This window comes from Planomonospora corallina, assembly GCF_042650625.1.
GTDB lineage: Bacteria > Actinomycetota > Actinomycetes > Streptosporangiales > Streptosporangiaceae > Planomonospora_B > Planomonospora_B corallina.
The window spans coordinates 1-21463 of the sequence record NZ_JBHSBM010000074.1 but is presented as its reverse complement, the minus strand read 5'-3'; the positions used below and the strand labels follow the sequence as shown (position 1 = coordinate 21463).

General features: G+C 70.2%; 19 protein-coding genes and 2 pseudogenes. 10 read left to right on the top strand and 11 right to left on the bottom strand.

The features are described 5' to 3' along the window. Positions 1–275: 275 nt before the first annotated feature. Positions 276–1226 carry a tyrosine-type recombinase/integrase gene (locus ACFOWE_RS31840; RefSeq protein WP_377294441.1) on the bottom strand — a complete coding sequence of 317 codons (951 nt, stop codon included), beginning with the start codon at positions 1224–1226 and terminating at the stop codon, positions 276–278. Between the two features lie 141 nt (positions 1227–1367). Beyond that, a complete protein-coding gene (locus tag ACFOWE_RS31835; protein WP_377294439.1) occupies positions 1368–4292 on the bottom strand; it encodes a hypothetical protein in 2925 nt (974 codons plus the stop codon). Positions 4293–4540: 248 nt separating this feature from the next. Here ACFOWE_RS31835 and ACFOWE_RS31830 point away from each other — a divergent pair, with 248 nt between their 5' ends. Together ACFOWE_RS31830 and ACFOWE_RS31825 are read left to right on the top strand one after the other, a co-directional pair. Beyond that, positions 4541–4666 carry a hypothetical protein gene (locus ACFOWE_RS31830; RefSeq protein WP_377294437.1) on the top strand — a complete coding sequence of 42 codons (126 nt, stop codon included), beginning with the start codon at positions 4541–4543 and terminating at the stop codon, positions 4664–4666. 106 nt (positions 4667–4772) lie between these two features. Next, positions 4773–5704 (top strand): annotated as a pseudogene (locus ACFOWE_RS31825) (aminoglycoside phosphotransferase family protein). A 171-nt stretch (positions 5705–5875) separates the two neighbouring features. Here ACFOWE_RS31825 and ACFOWE_RS31820 read toward each other — a convergent pair. Further along, a complete protein-coding gene (locus tag ACFOWE_RS31820; RefSeq protein ID WP_377294435.1) occupies positions 5876–7021 on the bottom strand; it encodes an FAD-dependent oxidoreductase in 1146 nt (381 codons plus the stop codon). Positions 7022–7273: 252 nt separating this feature from the next. Here ACFOWE_RS31820 and ACFOWE_RS31815 point away from each other — a divergent pair, with 252 nt between their 5' ends. After that, positions 7274–7858, top strand: a complete 585-nt coding sequence (locus tag ACFOWE_RS31815; RefSeq protein WP_377294433.1) for a TetR/AcrR family transcriptional regulator — start codon at positions 7274–7276, stop codon at positions 7856–7858. Positions 7859–7949: 91 nt separating this feature from the next. Here the strand turns inward: ACFOWE_RS31815 and ACFOWE_RS31810 are convergent, their stop codons facing one another. Together ACFOWE_RS31810 and ACFOWE_RS31805 are read right to left on the bottom strand one after the other, a co-directional pair. Further along, a complete protein-coding gene (locus ACFOWE_RS31810; RefSeq protein ID WP_377294431.1) occupies positions 7950–9344 on the bottom strand; it encodes a transposase in 1395 nt (464 codons plus the stop codon). Between the two features lie 97 nt (positions 9345–9441). Beyond that, positions 9442–11007 carry a DUF4158 domain-containing protein gene (locus ACFOWE_RS31805; RefSeq protein WP_377294429.1) on the bottom strand — a complete coding sequence of 522 codons (1566 nt, stop codon included), beginning with the start codon at positions 11005–11007 and terminating at the stop codon, positions 9442–9444. Positions 11008–11186: 179 nt separating this feature from the next. Here ACFOWE_RS31805 and ACFOWE_RS31800 point away from each other — a divergent pair, with 179 nt between their 5' ends. From ACFOWE_RS31800 to ACFOWE_RS31775, 6 genes are all read left to right on the top strand, one after another. Further along, the gene (locus tag ACFOWE_RS31800; protein ID WP_377294427.1) at positions 11187–11618 is read left to right on the top strand and encodes an SbtR family transcriptional regulator; all 432 of its coding nucleotides are present in this window, start codon (positions 11187–11189) and stop codon (positions 11616–11618) included. Between the two features lie 94 nt (positions 11619–11712). After that, positions 11713–12477, top strand: coding sequence for an SGNH hydrolase domain-containing protein (locus tag ACFOWE_RS31795; protein ID WP_377294425.1), 765 nt, complete (start codon positions 11713–11715; stop codon positions 12475–12477). Further along, positions 12477–13727 carry an acyltransferase family protein gene (locus ACFOWE_RS31790; RefSeq protein ID WP_377294423.1) on the top strand — a complete coding sequence of 417 codons (1251 nt, stop codon included), beginning with the start codon at positions 12477–12479 and terminating at the stop codon, positions 13725–13727. Before ACFOWE_RS31795 ends, ACFOWE_RS31790 begins: the two co-directional genes overlap by 1 nt. 35 nt (positions 13728–13762) lie before the next feature. Then, positions 13763–14293, top strand: coding sequence for a hypothetical protein (locus ACFOWE_RS31785; protein ID WP_377294421.1), 531 nt, complete (start codon positions 13763–13765; stop codon positions 14291–14293). Further along, positions 14290–14970 (top strand): response regulator transcription factor, encoded by a 681-nt coding sequence (locus ACFOWE_RS31780; protein ID WP_377294419.1) that lies wholly within the window; start codon positions 14290–14292, stop codon positions 14968–14970. The genes ACFOWE_RS31785 and ACFOWE_RS31780 overlap by 4 nt, the downstream gene beginning before the upstream one ends. Continuing rightward, positions 14967–16442: a sensor histidine kinase gene (locus ACFOWE_RS31775; RefSeq protein ID WP_377294417.1), complete on the top strand. Its 1476-nt coding sequence runs from the start codon at positions 14967–14969 to the stop codon at positions 16440–16442. Before ACFOWE_RS31780 ends, ACFOWE_RS31775 begins: the two co-directional genes overlap by 4 nt. On the opposite strand, the gene ACFOWE_RS33940 is transcribed toward ACFOWE_RS31775, so the two are convergent. The 4 genes from ACFOWE_RS33940 to ACFOWE_RS31760 all read right to left on the bottom strand — a co-directional run bounded on the left by ACFOWE_RS33940 (position 16424) and on the right by ACFOWE_RS31760 (position 18652). Further along, entirely contained in the window at positions 16424–16516 is a 93-nt protein-coding gene (locus ACFOWE_RS33940; RefSeq protein ID WP_449301236.1) for a hypothetical protein, read from the bottom strand. The two genes, ACFOWE_RS31775 and ACFOWE_RS33940, sit on opposite strands and share 19 nt — an antisense overlap. 268 nt (positions 16517–16784) lie before the next feature. Further along, complete coding sequence (locus ACFOWE_RS31770; RefSeq protein ID WP_377294415.1) at positions 16785–17384, bottom strand: hypothetical protein; 600 nt, start codon at positions 17382–17384, stop codon at positions 16785–16787. Positions 17385–17696: 312 nt separating this feature from the next. Beyond that, entirely contained in the window at positions 17697–18071 is a 375-nt protein-coding gene (locus ACFOWE_RS31765; RefSeq protein ID WP_377294413.1) for a VOC family protein, read from the bottom strand. After that, positions 18068–18652 (bottom strand): TetR/AcrR family transcriptional regulator, encoded by a 585-nt coding sequence (locus tag ACFOWE_RS31760; RefSeq protein ID WP_377294411.1) that lies wholly within the window; start codon positions 18650–18652, stop codon positions 18068–18070. Before ACFOWE_RS31760 ends, ACFOWE_RS31765 begins: the two co-directional genes overlap by 4 nt. A 516-nt stretch (positions 18653–19168) precedes the next feature. On the opposite strand from ACFOWE_RS31760, the gene ACFOWE_RS31755 reads away from it, so the two are divergent. Continuing rightward, positions 19169–19753 (top strand): NADPH-dependent FMN reductase, encoded by a 585-nt coding sequence (locus ACFOWE_RS31755; RefSeq protein ID WP_377294409.1) that lies wholly within the window; start codon positions 19169–19171, stop codon positions 19751–19753. Positions 19754–19828: 75 nt separating this feature from the next. On the opposite strand, the pseudogene ACFOWE_RS31750 reads toward ACFOWE_RS31755, so the two are convergent. Both ACFOWE_RS31750 and ACFOWE_RS31745 read right to left on the bottom strand, forming a co-directional pair. Further along, positions 19829–20467 (bottom strand): annotated as a pseudogene (locus ACFOWE_RS31750) (peptidase dimerization domain-containing protein); the annotation flags it as partial. Next, on the bottom strand, positions 20467–20946 hold the full coding sequence (locus ACFOWE_RS31745) for a hypothetical protein (protein ID WP_377294407.1): 480 nt from the start codon (positions 20944–20946) through the stop codon (positions 20467–20469). The gene ACFOWE_RS31745 and the pseudogene ACFOWE_RS31750, both read right to left, overlap by 1 nt. Between the last annotated feature and the right edge of the window lie 517 nt (positions 20947–21463).

Sequence of the window (21463 nt, the reverse complement as noted above, 5' to 3'; positions counted from 1 at the left end):
ACTTAACTACATCCCGCAGCGGGGCCAAATGAATCAAGATCTACGAATGTAGTACCCGTAGGACCCGTAGGACCCGTTTGAACTGTGGTGTTGTGCGGCCTTCACTGTCAAGGCCGAAGCGTTCTCGGCGCGTGGAACGGTTTCAGCTCTATCTGGGTGACGGCCCTTGAGCAGCAACCGAACGGCCAACGGCGCTAACGGACCGGGTAGACGGAGTTACCGCCGTCCGCCGTTCGGATGTGGTTGGAGTCTTCTCCTGAACCTGACCGTGAAGGTCAGCGGCGTCGGGCAGCCGGGTCGCGGCTCTCCTGCCAGCGGGCCAGGGCCTCGGGGGAGACACGGGCGTAGCGGGCCAGCGAGGCCACCGAGGTGTGGCCGGAGTAGGCGAGCAGGGTGGAGGTGTTGGCGCCGTCCTCGGCGGCGTGGGTCAGAGCGGAGTGGCGCAGTTGGTGCAGCGTCCACGGCCCGCCTGGCAGGGCGGCGGTGGCGTGCTCGAACAGCTCGGCGGCGCGCCGATACGACAGCCGCGCACGGCCGGAGGCCGGGTCCAGGTCCGCGGGCGGAAGCGCGACGCGGGCGCGGCGGTCGGTCAGGAACACCGGCCCGGTGCGGCGGCCGTCCAGCAGGCGGGGCAGAAGGCGGGCGGTGGGGGTGCGCCAGACGATGACGTCGACGGCGCCGCCCTTGCGGCGGACCTTGGCGCGGCGGTTGCGCAGGTCGAGGTCGCCGGCGTCGAGGGCGAGGACTTCTTCGGCCCGGGCCGCGCTCTCGTACAGCAGCCGCCACAGGGTGCGCTCGCGCAGGGCGAGGGCGGGCCGGTTGAGCAGGGCGCCGATGTCGGCGCGGGGCAGGGCGCGGGTGCGGTCGGGGGTGCGGTCGGGGGTGCGGGCGCGGCGCTGGATGCGGCGCAGCGGATCGGAGGTCAGCCAGCCCTGCCGGCGCCACCAGGCGCAGGCGGAGCCGAGGGCGTCCAGGCGGGCGTTGAACGTCGCCGGCGCGGCGCCGCCCCAGCGGTGAGTGAACCAGGCGGCGAGGCGGTCGACGCCGGCCTCCCCCTCGAGGACTTCCAATGGGGTGCGGTCGCCGAACTCGGCGGCCAGGGCGCGCAGGGCGGTGGCGTAGGCGCGGGCGGTGTTGGCCGTCGCGATGCCTCCGAGGAAGGAGGCGATCGCATCGGCGAGCGCCGGATGATCGGATGACCGGCCCAGGTGATGGATCCGTGCCATGTCCCCTCCGCCGCGCTATCGCAGATAAGCACCCCGAGTCGCCCGCCTGATGATCATGCGGCCGGTCCGGTGACCTCGGGCGGGTGATCGCCTACCCGGAGACTATCGCAGATAATCAGATACTATCCGCGGTAACTCGCCTTACCAGGGATCACTGATCGTCCCGTCCGCTTCCAGGCCGAACCGCAGCAGGTCCTTCCACCGCTCATCGGCGATCGTTTGCATCCGTAGCCGGGCCAGGTTCCACAACGCTGAGGCGTCGCCCGCGTCGGCTGCGGCATAGGCCAGCCGTTCGGCACCTTGGCGATCACCGGCTTGCTCGCGTTGCTCGATGAGATTGTGGAAGGCCGAGGTGTTACCCGCGTCGGCTGCGGCATAGGCCAGCCGTTCGGCATCCTGGTGATCACCGGCTTGCTCGCGTATCCCGGAAAGGTCCTGCAAGGCGGAGGGGTCTCCCGCAGCGGCGGCCGCTTGAGCTAGGCGCTCGGCGCCTTCAGCGTCCCCGATCCGCTCGCGTCGTTCAGCCATATGGCGTAGCGCAGTGGTGTCTCCGGCCGCGGCGGCTGCCTGGGCCAGGTGCTCGGCCTCCCGCAGATCCCCGGCCCATTCGCGTCGCTCGGCAAGATGGCGTAGCGCAGTGGTGTCTCCGGCCGCGGCGGCTGCCTGAGCCAGGTGCTCGGCCTCCCGCAGATCCCCGGCCCGCTCACGCATCCACGCCAGCCCTTGAAGGGCGGAAGGATCACCCATCCCGACGGCCGTTCGATACAGTTCCTCGGCCTCCCGCAGGTCTCCGGCCCGCTCACGCATCCGTGCCAGATTCTGGAGGGCGGAAGGATCGCCCATTTTAGCCAGCAGCCGGTACAGTTCCTCGGCCTTCAGCAGGTTGCCGGTCTGTTCATAACGTTCGGCTCGACGGCGTAGCGCGTATGTGCGGTCGGCTGTCGAGGTTTCCCGAGTGAGTTGTTCACCAGTTGAGCGCTGGGTGGCCCGCTTGTGTCGCGTGGCTACGGAGGAGTCGCTGGCCGCTTCGGTGCAAGTGATCAGGTTCTGTAACCGTTCGGCTCCTTCGTGCTCTCCCAACCGCTGGCGGCGTTCGACTAGGTCGTGCAGCGCGTATGTGTGGCCGGCCTCAGCGGCTTCCCGCGCTAGACGTTCGGCTTCGTGAGTGTCTCCGGCCCGCTCGCGCAACCGTGCCAGGTTCTGAAGGGCTGAGGTGTTGCCTGCTTCGACGGCCGCCCGGGCCAGGCGTTCGGCTCCCGTGTCATCTCCTCGCTGTTCCCGGAGCCAGGCGAGATCGTGCAGGGCGGAGGCGTCACCTGCCTTCGCGGCTGCGCGGGCCAGGCGTTCGGCCCCTTCGTGATCTGCTGCCCGTTCACGTAGCCGGGCCATGTTGCAAAGGACGGAAGCGTCTCCGGCGTCAGCCGCCGCGTAGGCCAGGCGTTCAGCGCTTTCGTGATCGCCTATCCACTGGCGTCGTTCAGCAAGGCGGTAGAGCACGGTGGTGTCTCCTGCCGCAGCCGCTGCGCGGGCTAGGTGTTCGGCGGCTTTGTAGTCTCCCGTCCGCTCGCGCAGGACGGTGAGGTTGTAGAGCGCGGAGGCGTCACCGACATCAGCGGCATGCTGCCATAGCGCGAAAGCATGGCGATGACGGCCTCGTTCTTGTGCGGCCTTCGCCAGGGCGACGTGGTCGCTCAAGGTGGCGGCGTGGCGGACGGCGGCATTCCAGAACGCGGCCGGGGGAAACAGCAGGCGGCGTTGGCGGGCACCGTACTGCTCCAGATAGTCGGCCAGCCGGTAGCACGGCTCACCACCGGTTCCCGCTGAGACCGAGGGGCTGCCGGGACGGGGGCGGATCCGAGTCAGCGGAGGGCGGGCGCCACGGCAGGGGCGCGGGTCTGCCAGGTAGGCGAATGCGCGCTCCAGCCAGTCGTCGCTCAGCAGGTCCCACTGCTCATCGGTCAGATAGCCGGCAGCGGCTTCCTCCAGGAACAGGCGTGTCAGAGCGGGACCGTGTCCCAGGCGGCGGGCGTCGATGGCGGCATCCAGCACCGCACGGGCGGCGGGTTCAGCGTTGTCATAGCGGGCGATGAGGGCCGGCCCGCCGGCGAGGTACTGCGTGAGGTGCCCCGAGGAGGCCTGGCGCAGAGCTTCTGTCAGCCGTGGGTCTCCGCTGCGTGCGGCGTACTCGCCTGCGGCCTGCAGGTCGGCGCCGGCGAAGGTCTCCGGTAGGCGGATACAGCAATCCTTGATCAGTTCACGTGTCTGGGCATGCGGATCAGGGACGCCGGGAGCGGGCACCGCGGTAAGGATGTCCCAGTACTGCGGCCACAAGGTGCCCAGGACCAGTACCGGTCCGCGCCCGGGGCCGCGCAGCAGTTCGCGCAGCCCGGCGGCGATCTGCTCTCCCAAGGCCGGGTCGGAGGTGAGGAGATAGTGCTGGGCTTCGTTCAACCACACCACCGTGTACGGTCCCAGCTGGGGAAGATCGCCTAAAGCGGCGGTCGGGCGGCTCGGATCTATCGGATGCCATAGCCGCCACGGTTCTCCCAGGGAGCGGACCGCTTCCCAGCAGGCACGCGTTTTACCCGTCGAGGATCCTCCCACCAGCATCACCAGCCGGCAGGCTCCGTTGCGCACCTCCTCCACCACCGTAGCCAGCCGGCTGTCGTGAGCACGGGGGATGTAGACGGGTAACACATCCAGGCCGTCGGCGGCCGACCCTGCGGTGATGGCCGGATGGACTTCCAGCGCCAGCGGATTCGCCTGTGCAACCGGCTGACCTGGGCCGGTCGGCGGCCGGGCAGCGGCCAGGTGCGCCTTCACCCAACCATCACGGGCTCGATGGACGGCGTCGGTTACCTCCCAGCGGGCCAGGCGGGCCAGCACCGTGGCGACGGCCACCACATCGGCTTGGCTGGGAGGAAGCTGTGTCGATCCGAGGATCCGGTTAATGCTGTCGCGTCCAGGGGCACCCGAAAGATCGTCATCGGCGAGCACGGCGGCCGTGATGTCGTCCAGCGATGGGCGACCGGCTTGCACGTACAGCTCGTAGAGCAGGTCCTTCAAATCGCTCAGCGGTCCCGGTGCCAGAGCGGGGCGTGCGATCGGACGCGGTCGGCGCGTTCCACTGCCAGACCCATCGCCACTCATCGCTCCATCATCGTCGCGCATCGATCTGCAATGCCGGACGAACTGCTTACGACCTGGCCACAGAGGGCTAACCCGTCGCAACTCGTCTTCGCTCCCCCACGCGATCGGATGGTGGATCTCAGCCGATCGGCTTGCTCCGTCCCCCGAATCATCAGGAGACCGCTATGGACGAAACCAACGAGCTCACTCGTGCCCAGCGCCTGGCATTGACTGCCGCCGCGCTGCGCGGCATCGCGGCCGGCATCGCCAACGCCGTCATGACCTGGTTGCTCCACCAGCTGATCAGCTGATCAGCCACCGCTGGCGGCGGAGACAAGGTCTCCGCCGCCAGCGCCCTTCCTTCGGGTACAGCAGGGGCGGATCGGCCCGGCTGTCATCGGGCTACCGTTGCTGCGCATGACGCACACCGAGATCGAGATCACCGCGGAGCTGGTACGGGATCTGCTGCGCGACCAGCACCCTAACCTGGCCGATCACCCGGTGCGGCTCGGTGCGCGCGGCTGGGACAATCAGCTGTGGCGGCTCGGTGACGACCTCGCCGTCCGGCTGCCCTGGGCGACGGAGTCCGCGGACGCGCTACTGGGCAAGGAGCACACCTGGCTACCCGTCCTCGCCCCACGCCTGCCGCTGCCGGTTCCCGTCCCGCAGCGCCTCGGCTAGCCCTCCACTCTGTTTCCACGGCCCTGGATCGTCACCACCTGGGTGCCGGGCGAGCCGGCCGACCGCGCCCCCGTCACCCGCGCCGCGGAGGCCGCCGACATCCTGGCCGCTTCCTGACGGCGCTGCACCGGCCCGCCCCTGCCGAGGCGCCCGCCGGCCGCTTCGGCAGGGGCGGGCCGCTCGCCGACCACTCCGAGAGGTTCGCCCAGCAGCTCACCTCGGCCACCGAGCTGGGACTCATCCCCGACCCGGACGCTGTTCGCGCGGTCTGGGACGACGCCGCCGCCGCGCCCGGCTGGGCCGGCCCGGCGCTGTGGCTCCACGGCGACCTGCATCCGGCCAACGTCCTGACCGCGGACGGCACCCTCTGCGGCGTGATCGACTTCGGCGACCTGTGCACAGGCGACCCGGCCTGCGACCTCGCCGCCGCCTGGATTCTGCTGCCGGACGGCGCCCTCGACCGCTTCCATGACGCCTACCAGCCGGCCTCGGACGTCGCGCCCCTGCGCCGCGACCGCGGATGGGCGGTGGGCCGCGCCCTCAGCGGCATCCTCATCGGAGAGGTCGGTGTCCGCGGCCGCCCGGGTGGCAAGGCCACATGGGGCCCACCCGCCCACGCAAGATTCACGGCTACCGCAGTCCAGCGGAGGTCTACGCTGAGATCTTGAACAGCAGTGATGCGTTGATCCCTTGAGACCGCCACCGTTTGACGAACGCGCGCCAGCCACACGCCCGCGGTACCGTCGAACCTGGTCCGATCGTTCATTTGCCGTTCGTTAAACGAACCCCCGCCCACCCCGCGATGCCTTCCTGCCATGTTCCGCACCCCGGGCGAAGCGTCAGGGCTGGAGGTCGTCGTCGCGGGCGAAGTCGGGGAGTTCGTCGGACAGCAGGTGTTCGGCGCCGCCTTCCAGGAGTTGAGCCGTCTCGGTGGAGCGGGGAAGCATGGTGTGCTCGTAGGCGCGGATGGCGTCGTCGATGGTGGGGGCTCCGGCGAGGGCGAGGGCGAGTTCGCTGGCGTCGAGCATGGCGAGGTTGACGCCGACGCCGAGCGGGGGCATGAGGTGAGCGGCGTCGCCGAGGAGGGTGACGGTCGGGTTGTGCGCCCAGGTGTGGGGTGCGGGCAGGGTGTGGATGGGGCGGTCGACGTAGGGTCCGTCGTTGTCGCTGATCAAGCGGCGCAGGCTGGGGGACCAGTGCGTGTACTGCTTGAGGAGCAGGGCGCGGATGGCGTCGGTGTCGTCGATGGTCAGCCCGTTCTGGGTGATCCAGTCGGCGGGGGTGCGCTGGATGATGTAGACGCGGATGTGGTCGCCGCTGTTGCGCTGGGCGAACAGGCCGCGTTCACCGTCGGCCGCGGCGGCGCCGCCCTGGCCGACGAGGTCGGCGATGTCGGGGTGGCGTTGGTCGACGTCGGAGAACCATGCCTCCAGGAAGCTCACTCCGCTGTAATGGGGGACGGCCGGGGAGACGGCGGGGCGGACCCGGGAGAAGGCGCCGTCGGCGCCGATGACCAGGTCGGTCTCGACGGTGCCGCCATCGGCGAAGTGCAGCAGGCGGGGGCCGTCGGCGGGTCCGCTGATCGTGGTGAGGGCTCGGCCCCACTGCACCGTCCCCGGCTGGAGGGAGTCCAGCAGGAGGGTGCGCAGCCGGCCGCGGTCGATCTCCGGTTTGAACAGTTCGCCGTCGCCGGGGACGTGGTGGAACAGGAGCTGGCCGTCGGGGTTCATCTGGCGCATCTCCTGCCCTTCGGGGCGGGCCAGGTCGAAGAACGCCTCCAGCAGGCCGGCCTCGCGCAGCGCGACCTGGCCGTCGTCGGTGCGCAGGTCCAGGGTGCCGCCCTGGTCGCGGGCGTCCGGGCCGGCGTCGCGATCGTAGACGGTGGCCGCCAGGCCGTGCCGCTGCAGGATGCGGGCGCAGGTCAGGCCGCCCGGTCCGGCGCCGATGACGCTGATACGGGCGTGGCGGGGTGCGGGAGAAGTCATGGCTGTTTCCTTGTGATCAGTGGTGGTCAGGGCCTGCGGCAGGCGGGCCGGACGCTCACGTCCAGCCCTCGCAGGCGCGCAGGCAGAGGGACGACAAAGCCTGTGATGGGCGGGTGCTGCGCAGGCCTGGAAGGATGCGCCGCCGGCCTGGGGCCTTGTGACGTTGACGAGACTAAGCACAAAAGTGCAACGAGTCAACTAAGTTATTCAGTTCATAATTTGTATGGTGCCGTAATTGGGTATGCTTCATCTATGACTGTCTCCTCCATCAGCCGCCGCGAGCGCAAGAAGGCGGCCACGCGGCAAGCGATCGCCGATGCGGCCCTGCGGCTCTTCCTCGAGCGGGGCTACGACCAGGTGAGCATCCGCGACATCGCCGATGCCGCGGACGTGTCGACCACCACGGTGTTCAAGCACTTCACCGGCAAGGAAGCACTCGTCTTCGACGAGGATCAGGACCGTGAGGCACAGCTCGTCGCCGCGGTCGCGCGGCGCACGCCCGGCCAGAGTGTCCTCGACGCCCTCCGCCGGCATGTCCTGGACACCTGGATCCGCATCGAGACCCACCCTCAGCGAGCCGAGTTCACCCACCTGGTGGACTCCACACCCGAACTGCGTGCCTATGCCGAGCGCATGTGGACCCGGCACACCAAAGCCCTCGCCGCGGCCATCGCCGACGCCTTCGGTGCCGACCACGATGACCTCGCCTGCGCCGCTCTCGCTCGCTACGTGCTGGAGATCCCCGCCCTCGCCCGCGGCCGCCACGACCCCCGGGCCGCCATCGAGACGATCTTCGGCATTCTGACCCACGGCTGGCGCCCGCCCATCACCGGCTGACGGGCGGCATCACCACGCGACCATGCCCACCGATCGCTCGCTCCGGGCGGCGGGCTTCGCGCCGACCCCGCCAACCCGCGGGCGGGACCGGTCAGATCTCGTCGTCCTGCTCGGCGTCGGGATCGCGCAGGTCGCGGATGGCGCCAGGGGCCAGGTCGGGCAGGACGAAGGTGTAGGTGCCGTGGACGCCGAGGTGGGAGTGGACGAACGGCGACAGCCGGGCCATGTCCTCCTCCCGCACCGGATAGCCCTGCGCCTTGAGCCGGCGCACGGCGGCGTCCAGGTAGACCGTGTTCCAGAGCGTGACGCAGTTCAGGACGAGACCGAGCGCACCGAGCTGGTTCTCCAGGCTGCGCTCGTAGCGGTGGTGCAGCTCGCCCTTCTTCCCGTGGCAGATCTTACGGGCCAGGGAGTGGCGGTTCTCCTGGAGGTTGCGGATGTCCTTGATGTCGCGGCTGTAGGTCTCGTCGACGTCGATGAACGCCAGGATGTGCAGGGTCTTGAAGATCCGGCCGTAGGAGGCGATCGCTTCGCCGAGCGCGGTGGGGTGGCCGCCTGCCTGCAGCATGGTGACGACGTCGTAGGCGCGCACCGTGCCGGTGCAGATCGAGGCGGCCACCCGCAGGATGTCCTCCCAGTTGCGGCGGATCTTGCCCAGGTCGATCTTGCCTCGGGCGAAGGTGTTCAAGGGCCCGTAGTCGGCGGTCGGGCTGATCCGCCAGCCCTTCTGGTCGGGCAGATCGGCCAGGGCCGGCCGGTAAGAGATCCCGAGCAGCTCCAGCAGGCCGAAGACCAGGTCGCTGTAGGAGCCGGTGTCGGACACCACGATCTCGGGCAGGTCGCCGCCGTCCAGGCCGAAGACGACGTCGACCATGTGCAGGGAGTCCCGGATGGTGCCCGACACGATCTTCGCGCCGCGGCCCATGCCGCGGTCGTTCATGGCGTTCAGCCAGGTCATGCCGCGTTTGGAGCCGAAGTACTTGCGGTTGGGGCGGGCGAAGGCGGCCGGGACGGGGACGACGAACCGCATCCCGTCGACCGCGGCGACCAGGCTGCCGCCCCACGCCTGGGCGAGCGGCAGATCGGCCTGCTTGCCGACCAGCGGCGCGTTCGCCGAGCTCAACGTCTCGGGGCGGACGTAGTTCTGGAACGCGTGCGACAGCCGTGAGCGCTCCAGTGCCTCGACACCCTTCTTGGCGATCGGCCGGTACCCGACGTTCAGCGAGTGGGCCGTCAGGCAGGCAGCGATCGAGACCGGCAGGTCTTTTAGCCGGGACCGGCCGCCCGACACGGCGGTGAACGCGGTCGCGAGCTCCGGAACCCAGGACATGACCTCCAAGATCACCTCAGGCAGCTCCACGCGCGGCAGCATCGCACTGGTGCGAGCCCGCAGGTCCACCAGGGACGGCGGCTCCTCGATCGCCTTCACCCCACTCAGGTGGATCTTCCCCGAGGAGTCCACCCGTACATCGAGGTTGGCGATCAACCGCCCGCCGACCTCCCGCAGGGCGGCGTCCAGGGTACGGGCATGCTCGGCCAGCAGCCGGTCGGGATCGGCGGGGAGGCTGAGCGCGGCCAGCGCCTCAGGCCGGACCGCCTCCCAGCGCGCGCCTTCCAGCAGCCCGGCCTGCGGGTTGCGCCTCGGCGTAGATCTCGCGGCGCTTCAAGGCCCGCCAGAACCGCTCCAGCACACACAAGGCGTAAGCGTGCCGACCGACCGAACCGTCCTCGCGCACCGGATGGCCGAACACCAGCCGCTTCCACGGGCCGTTCACCACCTCGGCGTCGACCAGGCGGCCCGGGATCAGCGGAGCGGGCAGGCGACTGCGATAGGCGAGCACGCCCGGCAGCGCCTTCATCGCCTCCAGCACCGGCGTACCCTCGGCGTTCGCGCCGAACTCGATCACCTCGGGCAGCACCTTCAACAACCCCGACACCGTGGTGTAGCGGCCGACCAGCTCGGCCCGCCAGTCGTCGGGATCGGCGGCGTCCGCCGGCAGCACACTGTCGTTCACCACCAGCGCGGTCCGCAACTCCGGCCGGGACACGACCGCCTCGATCGCCTCCCACACCTGCGCCACGCGGACCTCCTCCTCCGGGCCGCCCCAACCGTCGGAGGCGAACAGCGCCTCCACCGCGACCGCCAGCCGCGCGGAGGCCTTGGCAAGCTTGGGGTGCTTGCGGACCTTCTCCTTGTCCGAGGCGTTCTGCGCCTTGTTCACCAGCTCGGTCGCCATCAGCAGATCGAGCAGCTCCAGAGTGTCGTCGACCGACTTGCCCTCCCGATGCCGGACCGTGGCCAACAGCGTCGCCAGCCTGCGGCCGTCCGGGTGACGGCGCAGCGCCGAGGCGTCCGCGCGCATTCCGTACTTGGCCAGCTCCCCCAACCGGCGCGGCGGTACCAACGCTTCGGCGCCCAGGTTCGCGAGCCCCAGGCTCCTGATCTTCGCCACCTGGTCGAGGGCCTTGATGATCGTCGGGCCGGACGCCCGCGGCGGCACCCCCTTGCGCCACCGCTCCAGATCCGACACGCGTGACCCCGGCGGCACTTCCAGCAGCTGGTCCAGGACGTAGCGCTGGCCGACCGTCAGCAGTCCCTCCAGCATCCCCCACAACCGCTTGGTCGTGTCGTCGCGGACCTTCGTGACCAGCCGCGCCAGCGTCGTCACGCCCGGCAGCAGGACCTTGCGCTCCCGCAGCCACCCCACCCCATCGGTGAAGATCACCTTCGGACCGTCGCCCGACGTCCACGACCGGGCCGCCACCCATGCCGCGAACTCCCCCTCCACGTCGGTGAAGTCCTTCCACTCGCAGACCCGCCGGATCTCCTGCTGATGATCGAACGGCGTCGGCCGCCGCTCGGCGTACCGCTTCACCTGCGAGGGGTCCTCGATCTCCAACTGCTCGGCCATGAACTCCAGCACCACCGCGGACACATCCAGCGGATCCTCCAGGAACGTTCCCAGCCACCGCACCGTCATCAACTGGAGGGCGAACCCGAGCTTCATGTGCTCGCCGCGCCGCCGTCCGACCAGCGCCCGATCCTCGTCATCGAGGAAGAACACCCGCTCCAGATCCGCCCGCGACGGAGGCCCCGCGAATCGCCCGTACGCCGCCGCCTCATCATCAGTCAAGAACTCCACCGGCATACGTCGCAAAGTAGGACCGACCCGCCGGCAATCAACGCAGAGTCATCGAACCGTTGCAGGATCCGCGCATCTGCCTGACACCACCCGCATCAGAACGGTCAATCACGATATGAGGTGCCCGCCGCTCTCCTTAACGTGACTGGCCGCTCGGTTGCTGCTCAACCCCCGGAGCTCGCCAAGTGGCGGCACGGGCGGCCGCCGAACCGGATCCCTGGCAGGCGTTCGAGCTGGTGTTCATGGAGGCGTGCGTGCTGAGCGAGCACGATCTGGCACTGTTCGACCTGCTGGCCAGGGTCAGTGCGCCGAGCGCGGACAAGGGCCGGGAAGTGACGGGGCAGGTGATCGGCCCGCTGGTGGAGCGGGCTCAGGCCGCGGGCCGACTGCGGCAGGACGTGAGCGTGGAGGACGTGGCGGCGTTCATGCGCATGGCGGACGGCACCGCACCCATGGAGGCGCCGCTGCAAGGCCCTGCAGGTGCTCCTCGCCGGCCTCGCCGCCCACTGACCGGGTACGTCCAGACCGCGAGCGGCTGCTGGTCTTCCTCTATGACAGCACGTCCCCCATTGTGTGATGAAACGATGACAACGTCGGTTACCTCCGGATTCGCCTGATTGCCTGATGGTCATGCGATCGACGAACCTTTCTCCGAACGTCCGGTACGGCCAAAGGCCGGCTGGCCACCGCCGTACCGGAGCGGCCGTATCCGTGGCAGCAGTGACCGTGGCGGGGGTGGTCATGCTCGCGGGTTGCGGCACCTCGGCGGGTGGCGGACAAGCGATGGCCGACGGGACGGCCCAGCACACTCGGCAGGCCGCGACCGGCGTCAGGGTGCTGTGGATGGGCGACTCCATCGCCGGCGCGCAGGCCCCGGCCCTGGAAGCGGCATTGGAAGCCAGTGGTGTGGCGTTCAAGGACACCACTTCCGATGGAGGCGGCAACATCGTCGCCGGCGACCATCCGGTGACGGCCGAGGCGGCCGCCGACACCTGGAAGATGCTGCAGGAGAACCTCTCCTCTTTCCGTCCGACGGTGATCGCCTATCAGCTCACCAGTTATGACTGGGGCAGCGCCCGCCAGCAGCTGTCGGCCTACCGCAAGCTCGCCCGGACGGCCAAGGACGCCGGCGCCCGCCTCGTGCTGGTATCCGCCCCACCGTTCAAGATCGACGGATTCTTCAAGCCACACGAGATCGCGATCAAGAGAGCGCCCGCGATGGCCGCCAAGGCAGCCGACGGCGTCGACGTCAGCTACCTGGATGCCACCGAGTTGTGGGGCGGCGATCACAGCGCCGACAAGGCCCAGCGCGCCAAGGACGGTATCCACTCCTGCCAGCAGGGGTCGGCGGCCTTCGCCACCTGGTTCACCAAGCAGCTCGGCGAGCTGACGGGCTTTGCCCCGGCCTCCCCCCGCGTCTGGGCCACCGGGCCCTGGACCGGCGACGAGCGTTTCGTCAAACTCGGCTGCGGCTGATGGCTTCGACCTCTCGTGGCGCACACGCCATCACCTCTCGCCCGGCACATGCCGACGCTTCCCGTCGTGCGCACATCGGCGCGCTCGATGGGCTGCGCGGGCTCGCCGTTGCTGCGGTCCTGCTGTTTCACGCCGGATATCTGCGCGGCGGGTTCCTGGGCGTGGATCTGTTCTTCGTCCTGTCCGGGTTCCTGATCACCGCTCTGCTGCTGGCCGAGCTCGGCAGGCAAGGCCGTCTCGACCTGATGGCCTTCTGGCAGCGCAGGGTCCGCAGGCTTCTGCCCGCGCTCACGCTGATGGTGATGTCCACCCTGCTGCTGGCCTGGGCGTTCGCCAGACCGGACGTGCTGAGGTCGGCGTTGCAGGACGCGCCGTGGGTGGCCGCCCAGAGCGTCAACTGGCACTACATCGGCGAGCAGATCGGCTATTGGAACGCCTCCGGCACCCGTCTGTTCGCCCATCTGTGGAGCATCGGCGTCGAGTGGCAGTTCTACCTGGTCTGGCCCCTGATCGTGGTGGTGGCCGGAAGAGGACCGGGCGGGCATCGCAGGGTCGCGCTCGTCGCGGTTGCGGGTGCGCTGGTATCGCTCCTGCTCATGATCAGACTCGGGGCGGCCGTGGACACCACCCGCGCCTACGAGGGCAGCGACACCCGCGCGTTCTCGCTGCTGCTCGGCGCGGCCGCCGCCACCGCGCCCGCGCGCGACGTCGTGGCCCGCCTGCCGCAGACGGTCATGGACGTGATCTGCGTTTTGCTGCTGTGCGGGCTGGGCGCGTCCTGGCTGCTGACCGCCGGGGAGAAGACGCCCGGCCTGTTCACCGGTGGGATGTTCGCGCACGCCCTGGGCGGCGCCACGCTGATCGCGCTCCTGGCCCAGGTGCCAGAAGGGCTGGTGGGCCGAGTGCTCGGCAGCGCCGTGCCGCGCCGGCTGGGCGAGTTGTCCTACAGTCTGTACCTGTGGCACTGGCCGATCTACCTGCTGCTGCCGCGCCCGGCGGCCGTGCCCGGCGGCGGGGTACGGGACTGGGCCTGGACGATCGCCGCGATCGGGCTGTCGCTACTGGCTGCGGTAATCTCGAAGACCGCCGTGGAGGACCCGGTACGGCTGCGCGCCGGGTGGGCCACCGGACGACGCGGATGGGCGGCACTGGCGGTCACGGCGGTCACGGCAGCGGGCCTGTGGGCGACGATCCCACGGCCGGTGCCGGGCACCGACACGGTGAACGTGAGCAGACTCGACCAGCTGTGACCGCACCGATCATGCCCGAGAACAGGAGACGACAGATGCCGGGGACGCTGGGGCGCATGGCGGCCGCCCTGGTCGCGGTGGCGATGCTGGCGGGCTGCGGAATCACCGACACCGACGCCCACCCCGCCGGGCAGCCGGTCGAAGGCGGCCTGACCGCGCGCAGCAGCCACCTGCTGCGGGTGTACTTCATCACCTCGCAGGGCACCTGGCCGGTGTCCCGCCCGGCCCAGGCCGGCGACCGGCTACCGCAGGCCATGAAGGCGCTGCTGGCCGGCCCCACGACAGGCGAGCGCGCCCGGGGGTTGAACACGCGCCTGCCTTCGACGTCTCGGCCGATCCAGGCCCGCACGAGTAAGGGCCGGGTGGAGCTGCGCCTGCCGTGGCTGGTGCGCGATCTGCAGCACGCGGCGGTGAGCCAACTGGTGTGTACGGCCGCCGCGGCCTCGGACTCCGGCGGCGATCCCGTCATCGAGGTGCTGGAGCCCGGCATGGGGAACGACCCCTGGCTGGTCAGGTGCGATGAGAGCGGGACGGCCGTCCCCGTCGAGCCGGGAGGCTTCTCATGACCCGGGTGCTGCTGATCGAGGACGACCCGGCGGTGCGGCGGGGCGTGAGCCTCGGTCTGCGCCACCGCGGCCACGAAGCCCTGGTGGTCACGACCGGTGAGGACGGGCTGGCCGAACTCGTCGCGAGCGCTCCCGACATCGTGCTGCTCGACCTGATGCTGCCCGGCATGAGCGGCCTGGAGACCTGCCGCCGCATCCGCGCCTTCAGCCAGGTGCCCATCGTGATCCTGTCAGCGCGCGACGATGATGTGGACATCGTCGTCGGCCTGGAGGCCGGCGCCGACGACTATGTGATCAAACCGGCCAGCGGCGAGGTCATCGAGGCCCGCATGCGCGCGGTGCTGCGCCGCACCTCCCAGCCGGCCATCGACCAGGCCCGCACCCCCTACGGAGATCTGCTCATCGACCGGGTCGCGCTGCGCGTGCTCAAGCAAGGCACGCAACTCGCGCTGGCGCCCACGGAGATGAAGCTGCTGCTGTTCCTGTCGGCCGCGCCCGAGCAGACCTTCAGCCGCCAGCAGCTCCTCGAGCAGGTGTGGGAGCACACCTTCCACGGCGACTACCGGCTGGTCGACGCGTGCGTCATGCGGCTGCGCGCCAAGATCGAGGACGACCCCCGCGATCCCCGCTACATCCAGACCGTGCGCGGCTTCGGCTACCGGTTCGGCCCGCTGTGATCCGGCTGTCGCTCGCCCGGGGGCTGCGGGCCCAGCTGGTGCTGGTGTTCTTCCTGGTCTCCGCGCTCAGCGCGCTGGTCGCCGCCGCGGTCACCTTTCACCAGGGCCGCACCGCGATCGTGGCACGCGCCCAGGCCGACGCCTTGCAGGAACTGCGCGCCCACCTCACCTCCCGTGCGTCCGACCTGCCCGCCGACCTCACAGAGGCGGATCTGCGTACGCTGGCCCTGCAACTGGACCGCGCGGCGGGCGTACGTGAATGGCGCACCGCGCTGTCCTACCGCGGCGGCCCGCTCGTCACCGCCGGGGCGCAGGCGCCGCCGCTGCCCGCGCAGCTGCGCGCCCGGGCCGCCACGGCGACCACGGCCCTGGCCCAGCGCTTCCACCACGATCAGTCGCCCTGGCTGGCCGTGGTCCTTCCCGTCACCGCCGCCGCACGCCCGCACGGTCCCGCGCCGCTTCTCGTCTACGCCTGCCTCCCGCTGAGGTCGCAGCAGCAGGACGTGGACACGCTGGCCGCCGCTGCCCGCGCCGGCGCGCTGCCTGTCGCCGCGGCCTCCATCGTGCCTGCGCTGCTGGCCGCGGGCCGGCTGCTACGGCCGGTGCGGCGGCTGCGTACGGCCACCGAGCAGATGGCCGGCGGCCGCCTGGACACCCGGGTGAACGTCACCGGCGAGGACGAACTCGCTGACCTCGGCCGGACCTTCAACACGATGGCCGCCACCCTGCAGGCCGACGCCGACGCGCTGCGCGCCATGGAGGCACGCGCGCGCAGGTTCGCCGCCGACGTCTCCCACGAGCTGCGCACGCCGCTGGCGGCCATGAGCGCGGTCACCGAGATCCTCGACGCCGACGCCGCAGACGGCCGGCTCGCGCCGCTCACCGCCGAGGCGCTGCACCTGGTCTCCGACGAGACGCGCAAGCTCACCCGCCTGGTCGAGGACCTGATCGAGGTGTCCCGCTTCGACGCGGGCGCCGCCGTGCTGCACCTCGACGAGGTCGACCTGGGCCAGCTCATCACCAAGACGCTCGCGCTGCGGCGCTGGCAGGAGCGGGTCCGCACCGACATCCCCGCCGGGCTGCGCGCCCGCCTCGACCCGCGCCGCGCCGATGTCATCCTGGCCAACCTCGTCGGCAACGCGCTGCGGCACGGCGGCCCAGCGGTGTCCGTTATCGTCCAGGTACGGGCCGATAACGACCGGATCACCGTCACCGTCTCCGACGACGGGCCGGGCATCCCCGCCGACCTCCTGCCTCACGTCTTCGACCGCTTCACCAAGGGTGACGCCGCCCGCACCCGGACCGAGGGCAGCGGCCTGGGCCTGGCCATCGCAGCCGAGAACGCACACCTGCACGGTGGCACCCTCACCGCGGTCAACGCCCCGCATGGCGGGGCCGTCCTGACCCTCACTCTGCCCGCCCTACCCCGGCCCGCAGAGGAAAGCGCGGCGCATCACCCGTCGGCACCATGACGTCCACCGCCGGACCGGCCTCCCACAGGCAGCCGCCGCGTCCGGCAGGCGCTGCCCGCGGGAGTCTCGCACATCGGGCAATCAAAGTGTTCGACGGCGGCGGCCGGATCCGCTAGCTCAGTCATGTCGCAAAACCTATAGCGGACCCCATTCTGAGAAGTCGGTTTTGCGAGAGGTTCTGAGAACGAAGATCAAGGACAAACCGGACACTCACCGGATGATCACCAGCTCTCGCAGAACCAACCATTTCTGAGAACAAGATCAGTCCAACTCGGGGGTAGAGGCGTCGTCCTCGCCCAGACGAGTCCGGAACAGAATGTCACGCCGCTTCCGCCCGGCCTGCTAACGAGACTTTTCGTTCGCATGCTGCTCGACCCCCGGCTCGTCCGCCGGCGGCTGCTGGCGGACGGCGGCCCGGCGTCGGCGGCGGCCGCGGTTGGTCCGCCGGTTCCACTCGCTGCGCATCGGGCGGATGTGTTCGTCCACGGCGTCCTCGACCGTCTTCAGGGTCGCGGTGAGCGCTGCCAGGACCTCCGCCGGGCTCGGGCCCTGGTCGTCGTGGTGGAGCAGCCGGGCGAGGTCGCCCCGCGTCTGGCGCAGCAGGGTCTCCAGCCGCATGAGCCTCACATAGCCCGCTTGCAGGTCGGGTGGCAGGTCGTCGCGGGCCACGGTCAGCGCCACGGCCGCCGCATACCCGGCCACGGTCTGGCCGTGGCCGGCGGCGGCGCGGGCGAGCTCGGCGTGCTCCTCGGCCGACAGGCGGAGGTTGACCCGGATGGTCCGGATGGTGCGGTGGCCGGCCTCCGTGCGGGACCGGCGGCAGGTGCGCGAAGGCGTGGGCGGGGTGCTCAGGTTCGTCCTCCTTCGGCGCCCCGCTGAGCGGGGGAAAAACGGCTTTGGGTAACCCAACGTACTAACTTGCTCCAGGGTTTCGGCGACCATCGCGCGGCGGTCTTCTCCTAGCGCTCCGGGCGGAAAAGTGTTGAGCGCCCGGTTGATGTCAGTGGATACGCCCGGTTGTTGACAGGGTCGTGCGCCCAGTTGATGTCAGTGATGCCGGGCGTCACCGATGGCCGGTGGCGGCCTCGTACGGCGTAGCCCGTACCTGGTCTCGGCCCGCCGGCCGCGTGTTCTCCGAAAGCAGCGTCGAAGCGCTGCGTCCCGACAGCGAGCACGTTTCCGGAAACCATGCTCGGCGTCTGCTTCCGGAATCGAGCCACTCCGGAAGCAGGGACGGTGGTCCGGCTTGAGGGATCAGGCCGGAGACATGACCTCGTACAGGTTGCGGGCGGCGTCGACGAAGAACAGCCCGCGCGCACACAGCGGGTGGTCGATGCGGCCGTTGTCGGGCTCGGTGGGACGGTTGCCGTAGGGCACGCCGGCCTGCTGCAGGCGGGCCAGGATCTGATCGAAGGTGGCCGGGTCCACGTCGAAGGCCAGGTGCATGCCGACGGGGTCGGCCACGGTCATGAAGTCCAGGGTCAGCTGCTCGTTGACGCGTACGGGGGCGAAGTGGCCGCTTCGGCCGGCGGGCGGCAGCTCCTCCAGGCCCATGATCGAGGCGAAGAAGCGGGCCGCCTGCCGGTGGTCGGCCGCAGGCACGATGGTGTGGTTCAGCGTGATGGTCATGCCGGGCTCCCCGGAGCAGTGACGACGCCGTGCAGGAGAATGTCGACGAGATCGTGCGAGGACGGCCCGGCTTCACCGGAGGCGGGGTGGAAGCGGGGAAACAGCATCCCCAGGAAGACCGAGGCGATCGTCTCCGGTTCCAGGCGCAGCACTGCGCGGTCGGGTTCGATCAGTTCGGTGAGGGCCTCGTGGGTCGCCTTCATCGAGGCTTCCCGGCCGCCCGGGGTGGGTCGGTCGCCGGCCGGTCGCCCGCGCTGGTGGCCGGAGGCGTGCAGGGCGCCGATCACCGTGCCCATACGTTCCAGGTGGGCGCGCAACGCCTCGGCCGCCTGGACCAGCCGGTCGACCAGTGGATCGTCCAGAGGGATCGAGGCCAGTTCGCGCAGCACGTGCTCGGGGTTCATCGCCTCGGCCAGGCACGCCTGCAGCAGGTCGTCCTTGTCGGTGAAGACCCGGAAGATGGTGCCTTCGCCGATGCCGGCCGCGCGGGCGATGCGGCTGGTGGTGACCGCGGCGCCGTACTCGGCGACCAGTGGCAGCGTCGTGGCCACGATCATCGCTCTGCGGTCTTCGGTACTCATTGCTGGCGCTCGTCGCCGGGTGGGGGTGTGCGTCATGCACTCCATCATTAGGAGTGAGTACTCACTCAGTCAATGGATTAATGATGACCGGGCCGGAAGGACTGTTGTCCGACGGGCCGTCACCAGTACGGCCGAGGGTGCCGGAATTCTCAGCCTCACTGTCAGCAACCGGGCGCGCAACAAAAAGGGCATCGAGCTGTCGGCGGGTCCGGCGGTCAAGGCCGCCGACCGAGCCCCGGCGAGGGAGCGGCCTTGAGGGGCGGCCCGCGACGGCTACGCTCGCCCGGCCGGAGCGCCAGGGGCCGGGCAGGGCGCGGCTGCGCCGTACGGGCGGGAGGCGATCAGCCGGGCGGAGCGCATATCTTGCTACCCCCGATCCGGGCCGGGAGGACGTTCGACGCGCTACCACCTCGGAGTATCCGATCCGATAACAGGAGTCGCCCCTCGCCAGCGTGGGTAACAGATGGTGCAGACCCCCGGAATGCAGCGTCAGCGACCTTCCGCGAGGAGCAGGACATGGTCAAGATCGGAATCGTTCTGGGGAGCACCCGGCCCGGCCGCATCGGGGAGGCGGTGGCCAAGTGGGTGTACGACTTCGCCGCCAAGCGCACCGACGTAGACTTCGCACTGGTCGACATCGCCGACTACAACCTGCCGCTGCTGGATGAGCCGGTGCCGCCGTCGATGGGCCAGTACAGCAAGGAGCACACCCAGCGGTGGGCCGCCAGGATCGCCGAGTTCGACGGGTATGTGTTCGTCACCCCGGAGTACAACCACGGCCCATCCGGAGCGCTGAAGAACGCCCTGGACTACCTGTACGCCGAGTGGAACAACAAGGCCGCGGCCTTCGTCGGCTACGGCAGCGCCGGAGGCGCCCGCGCGGTGGAGCAGTTGCGCCTGGTGGCCGCCGAGCTGCAGATTGCGACCGTGCGCGGCCAGGTGATGCTGTCGCTATTCACCGACTTCGAGAACTTCTCTGTCTTCAACCCGGCCGCCCATCACGAGCAGCCGCTGGCCACGATGCTCGACCAGCTGGTCGCCTGGAGCCGGGCGATGAAGTCGGTGCGCGAGCAGCATCACATGGAGACCTACCGCTCCTAAAGGACCGCAGCGCAGCGGTCGCGTCCGCCCGGACAGGGCCTCGGCGAGTCCGGGCCAGCAGAAGGCGAGCGTGGCCGCACCCCTGAGCAGCGCGTCGATCTCGGCCCGCTCGTCGCTGTCGTGCCAGCGGTCCTGCGGCAGGCCGGTGCCGAAGAAGACCACCGGCGCCCCCAGGGCGGTGTGCAGCAGGTGGGCCGGGCCGCCGCCGCCGTTGCGCATCTCCCCCGCGACCGGGGCGCCGAACCCCCGCTCCATCGCCCGGCCCAGCGCGGCCGCCGCCGGATGGCCCGGCGGGGTGCGGTACGGCTCCTGCGCCGCCTCCAGCGAGACGTCCAGCCGGTACTCGACCTTGCCGCCGATCCGCTCGGCCACCCAGGCCCTCAGCTGCTCGGCCGCCTCGGCGACCTTCTGGTCCGGAACCAGGCGCAAGTTCAGGTCCACCGAGGCCACCGAGGGGATCGCGCCGCGGGAGGCGCCCACGGGGTCGCCGCCGATGAAGGCGAGGATCTCCGCCGCGGGGCGGGTCCAGACCCGCTCCAGCACGCTGTAGCCGTCCTCGCCGCCGACCGTGCGGGTCTCGGTGCGCTCCAGCCAGTCGGCGTCGCTGTAGGGCAGCGCGTTGATCCGCCCCCGCTCCTCGGCCGTCAGCTCCGCCACCCGGTCGTAGAAGCCGGGCAGCGTCACCCTCCCTCTCTCGTCGTACAGCTGCGCCATCAGCTTGCACAGCTCGGCACAGGGGTTGGGCGCGGCTCCGGAGACGGCGCCCGTACGGTCGCCTCACTGACCTGGTAGCCGAGCCGGGCCAGTTCACCGTGCACCCGGCGGTATCCCCAGCCCGGTTTCTCTCGCGCCAGGCGCACCACCGGGTCCCGGATCTCCCTGCTCGTTCTCGGGCGGCCCGACCGGCTCGGATACGTCCATCGGCGTCGGACCAGGCGGCGGTGCCAGGTCAGCAGGGTGCCCGGCGTCACCAGTCGATGCGCGCGCAGGGCAGATGGCAAGAACCGCGCCAGCGCGGCCAGGACCGCTCGATCGGCCCGGTCCGGCTTCGGCCGGGCGACCTGACGCCGCAGCACCGCCACCTCATGCCGAAGCACCATGATCTTGACGTCCTCGGCCGCCTCGCTTCGGCCCAGCAGCACCAGCCAGCCGAACACCCGGATCATGATCCGGTAGAGGAGACGGAGGGACACAAGAACCAATCTTGCCTGAGCCGCCGCATCAGGTAGATCTGCAGGTCAAGCACCCTGCGACGACTTTGAAGCGGTACACGCCCCGGCCCTCAGATCGAGTCGACGCCTCCGCTACCGTGGATGCGGTCCCTCTACTCGTCGGCTTTTGCCTGTCGACCCGTGACGGAGGCAGACGATGGCACGCACGCACGCACCGGCCCGGCACAGACATCGAGATCGACCTGGATGATTTGCTACCCGATCCCGACGACCGCCTCATCGACGCCGACGATTACGAATGGACACTCTGATCCGGTCTTCCGGCAGACGGTCCGACCGGTATGGGTGAGCATGGGAGGCCACCTGAAGCAGACGGCTCCGTAACCCCGCTCTCCCCCGGCATGCCTTCGCCTGCGACCGGTCATGACGCGCAGGCTGGTGCCGGGCTCCTGCCGGAGACCCGGTATCGGCCGCTTCCGGCGGGGGTCAGACGGAGAACCGGTTCACGACCGCCCGCAGCTCGGCGGACATGCGGGCC

Coding starts and splice junctions, on each gene's coding strand:
- ACFOWE_RS31840 (WP_377294441.1), bottom strand. CDS start 1,226: ATGGCACGGATCCATCACCTGGGCCGGTCATCCGATCATCCGGCGCTC.
- ACFOWE_RS31830 (WP_377294437.1), top strand. CDS start 4,541: ATGGACGAAACCAACGAGCTCACTCGTGCCCAGCGCCTGGCATTGACT.
- ACFOWE_RS31820 (WP_377294435.1), bottom strand. CDS start 7,021: ATGACTTCTCCCGCACCCCGCCACGCCCGTATCAGCGTCATCGGCGCC.
- ACFOWE_RS31815 (WP_377294433.1), top strand. CDS start 7,274: ATGACTGTCTCCTCCATCAGCCGCCGCGAGCGCAAGAAGGCGGCCACG.
- ACFOWE_RS31805 (WP_377294429.1), bottom strand. CDS start 11,007: ATGCCGGTGGAGTTCTTGACTGATGATGAGGCGGCGGCGTACGGGCGA.
- ACFOWE_RS31790 (WP_377294423.1), top strand. CDS start 12,477: ATGGCTTCGACCTCTCGTGGCGCACACGCCATCACCTCTCGCCCGGCA.
- ACFOWE_RS31785 (WP_377294421.1), top strand. CDS start 13,763: ATGCCGGGGACGCTGGGGCGCATGGCGGCCGCCCTGGTCGCGGTGGCG.
- ACFOWE_RS31780 (WP_377294419.1), top strand. CDS start 14,290: ATGACCCGGGTGCTGCTGATCGAGGACGACCCGGCGGTGCGGCGGGGC.
- ACFOWE_RS33940 (WP_449301236.1), bottom strand. CDS start 16,516: ATGTGCGAGACTCCCGCGGGCAGCGCCTGCCGGACGCGGCGGCTGCCT.
- ACFOWE_RS31770 (WP_377294415.1), bottom strand. CDS start 17,384: ATGGTCGCCGAAACCCTGGAGCAAGTTAGTACGTTGGGTTACCCAAAG.
- ACFOWE_RS31765 (WP_377294413.1), bottom strand. CDS start 18,071: ATGACCATCACGCTGAACCACACCATCGTGCCTGCGGCCGACCACCGG.
- ACFOWE_RS31760 (WP_377294411.1), bottom strand. CDS start 18,652: ATGAGTACCGAAGACCGCAGAGCGATGATCGTGGCCACGACGCTGCCA.
- ACFOWE_RS31755 (WP_377294409.1), top strand. CDS start 19,169: ATGGTCAAGATCGGAATCGTTCTGGGGAGCACCCGGCCCGGCCGCATC.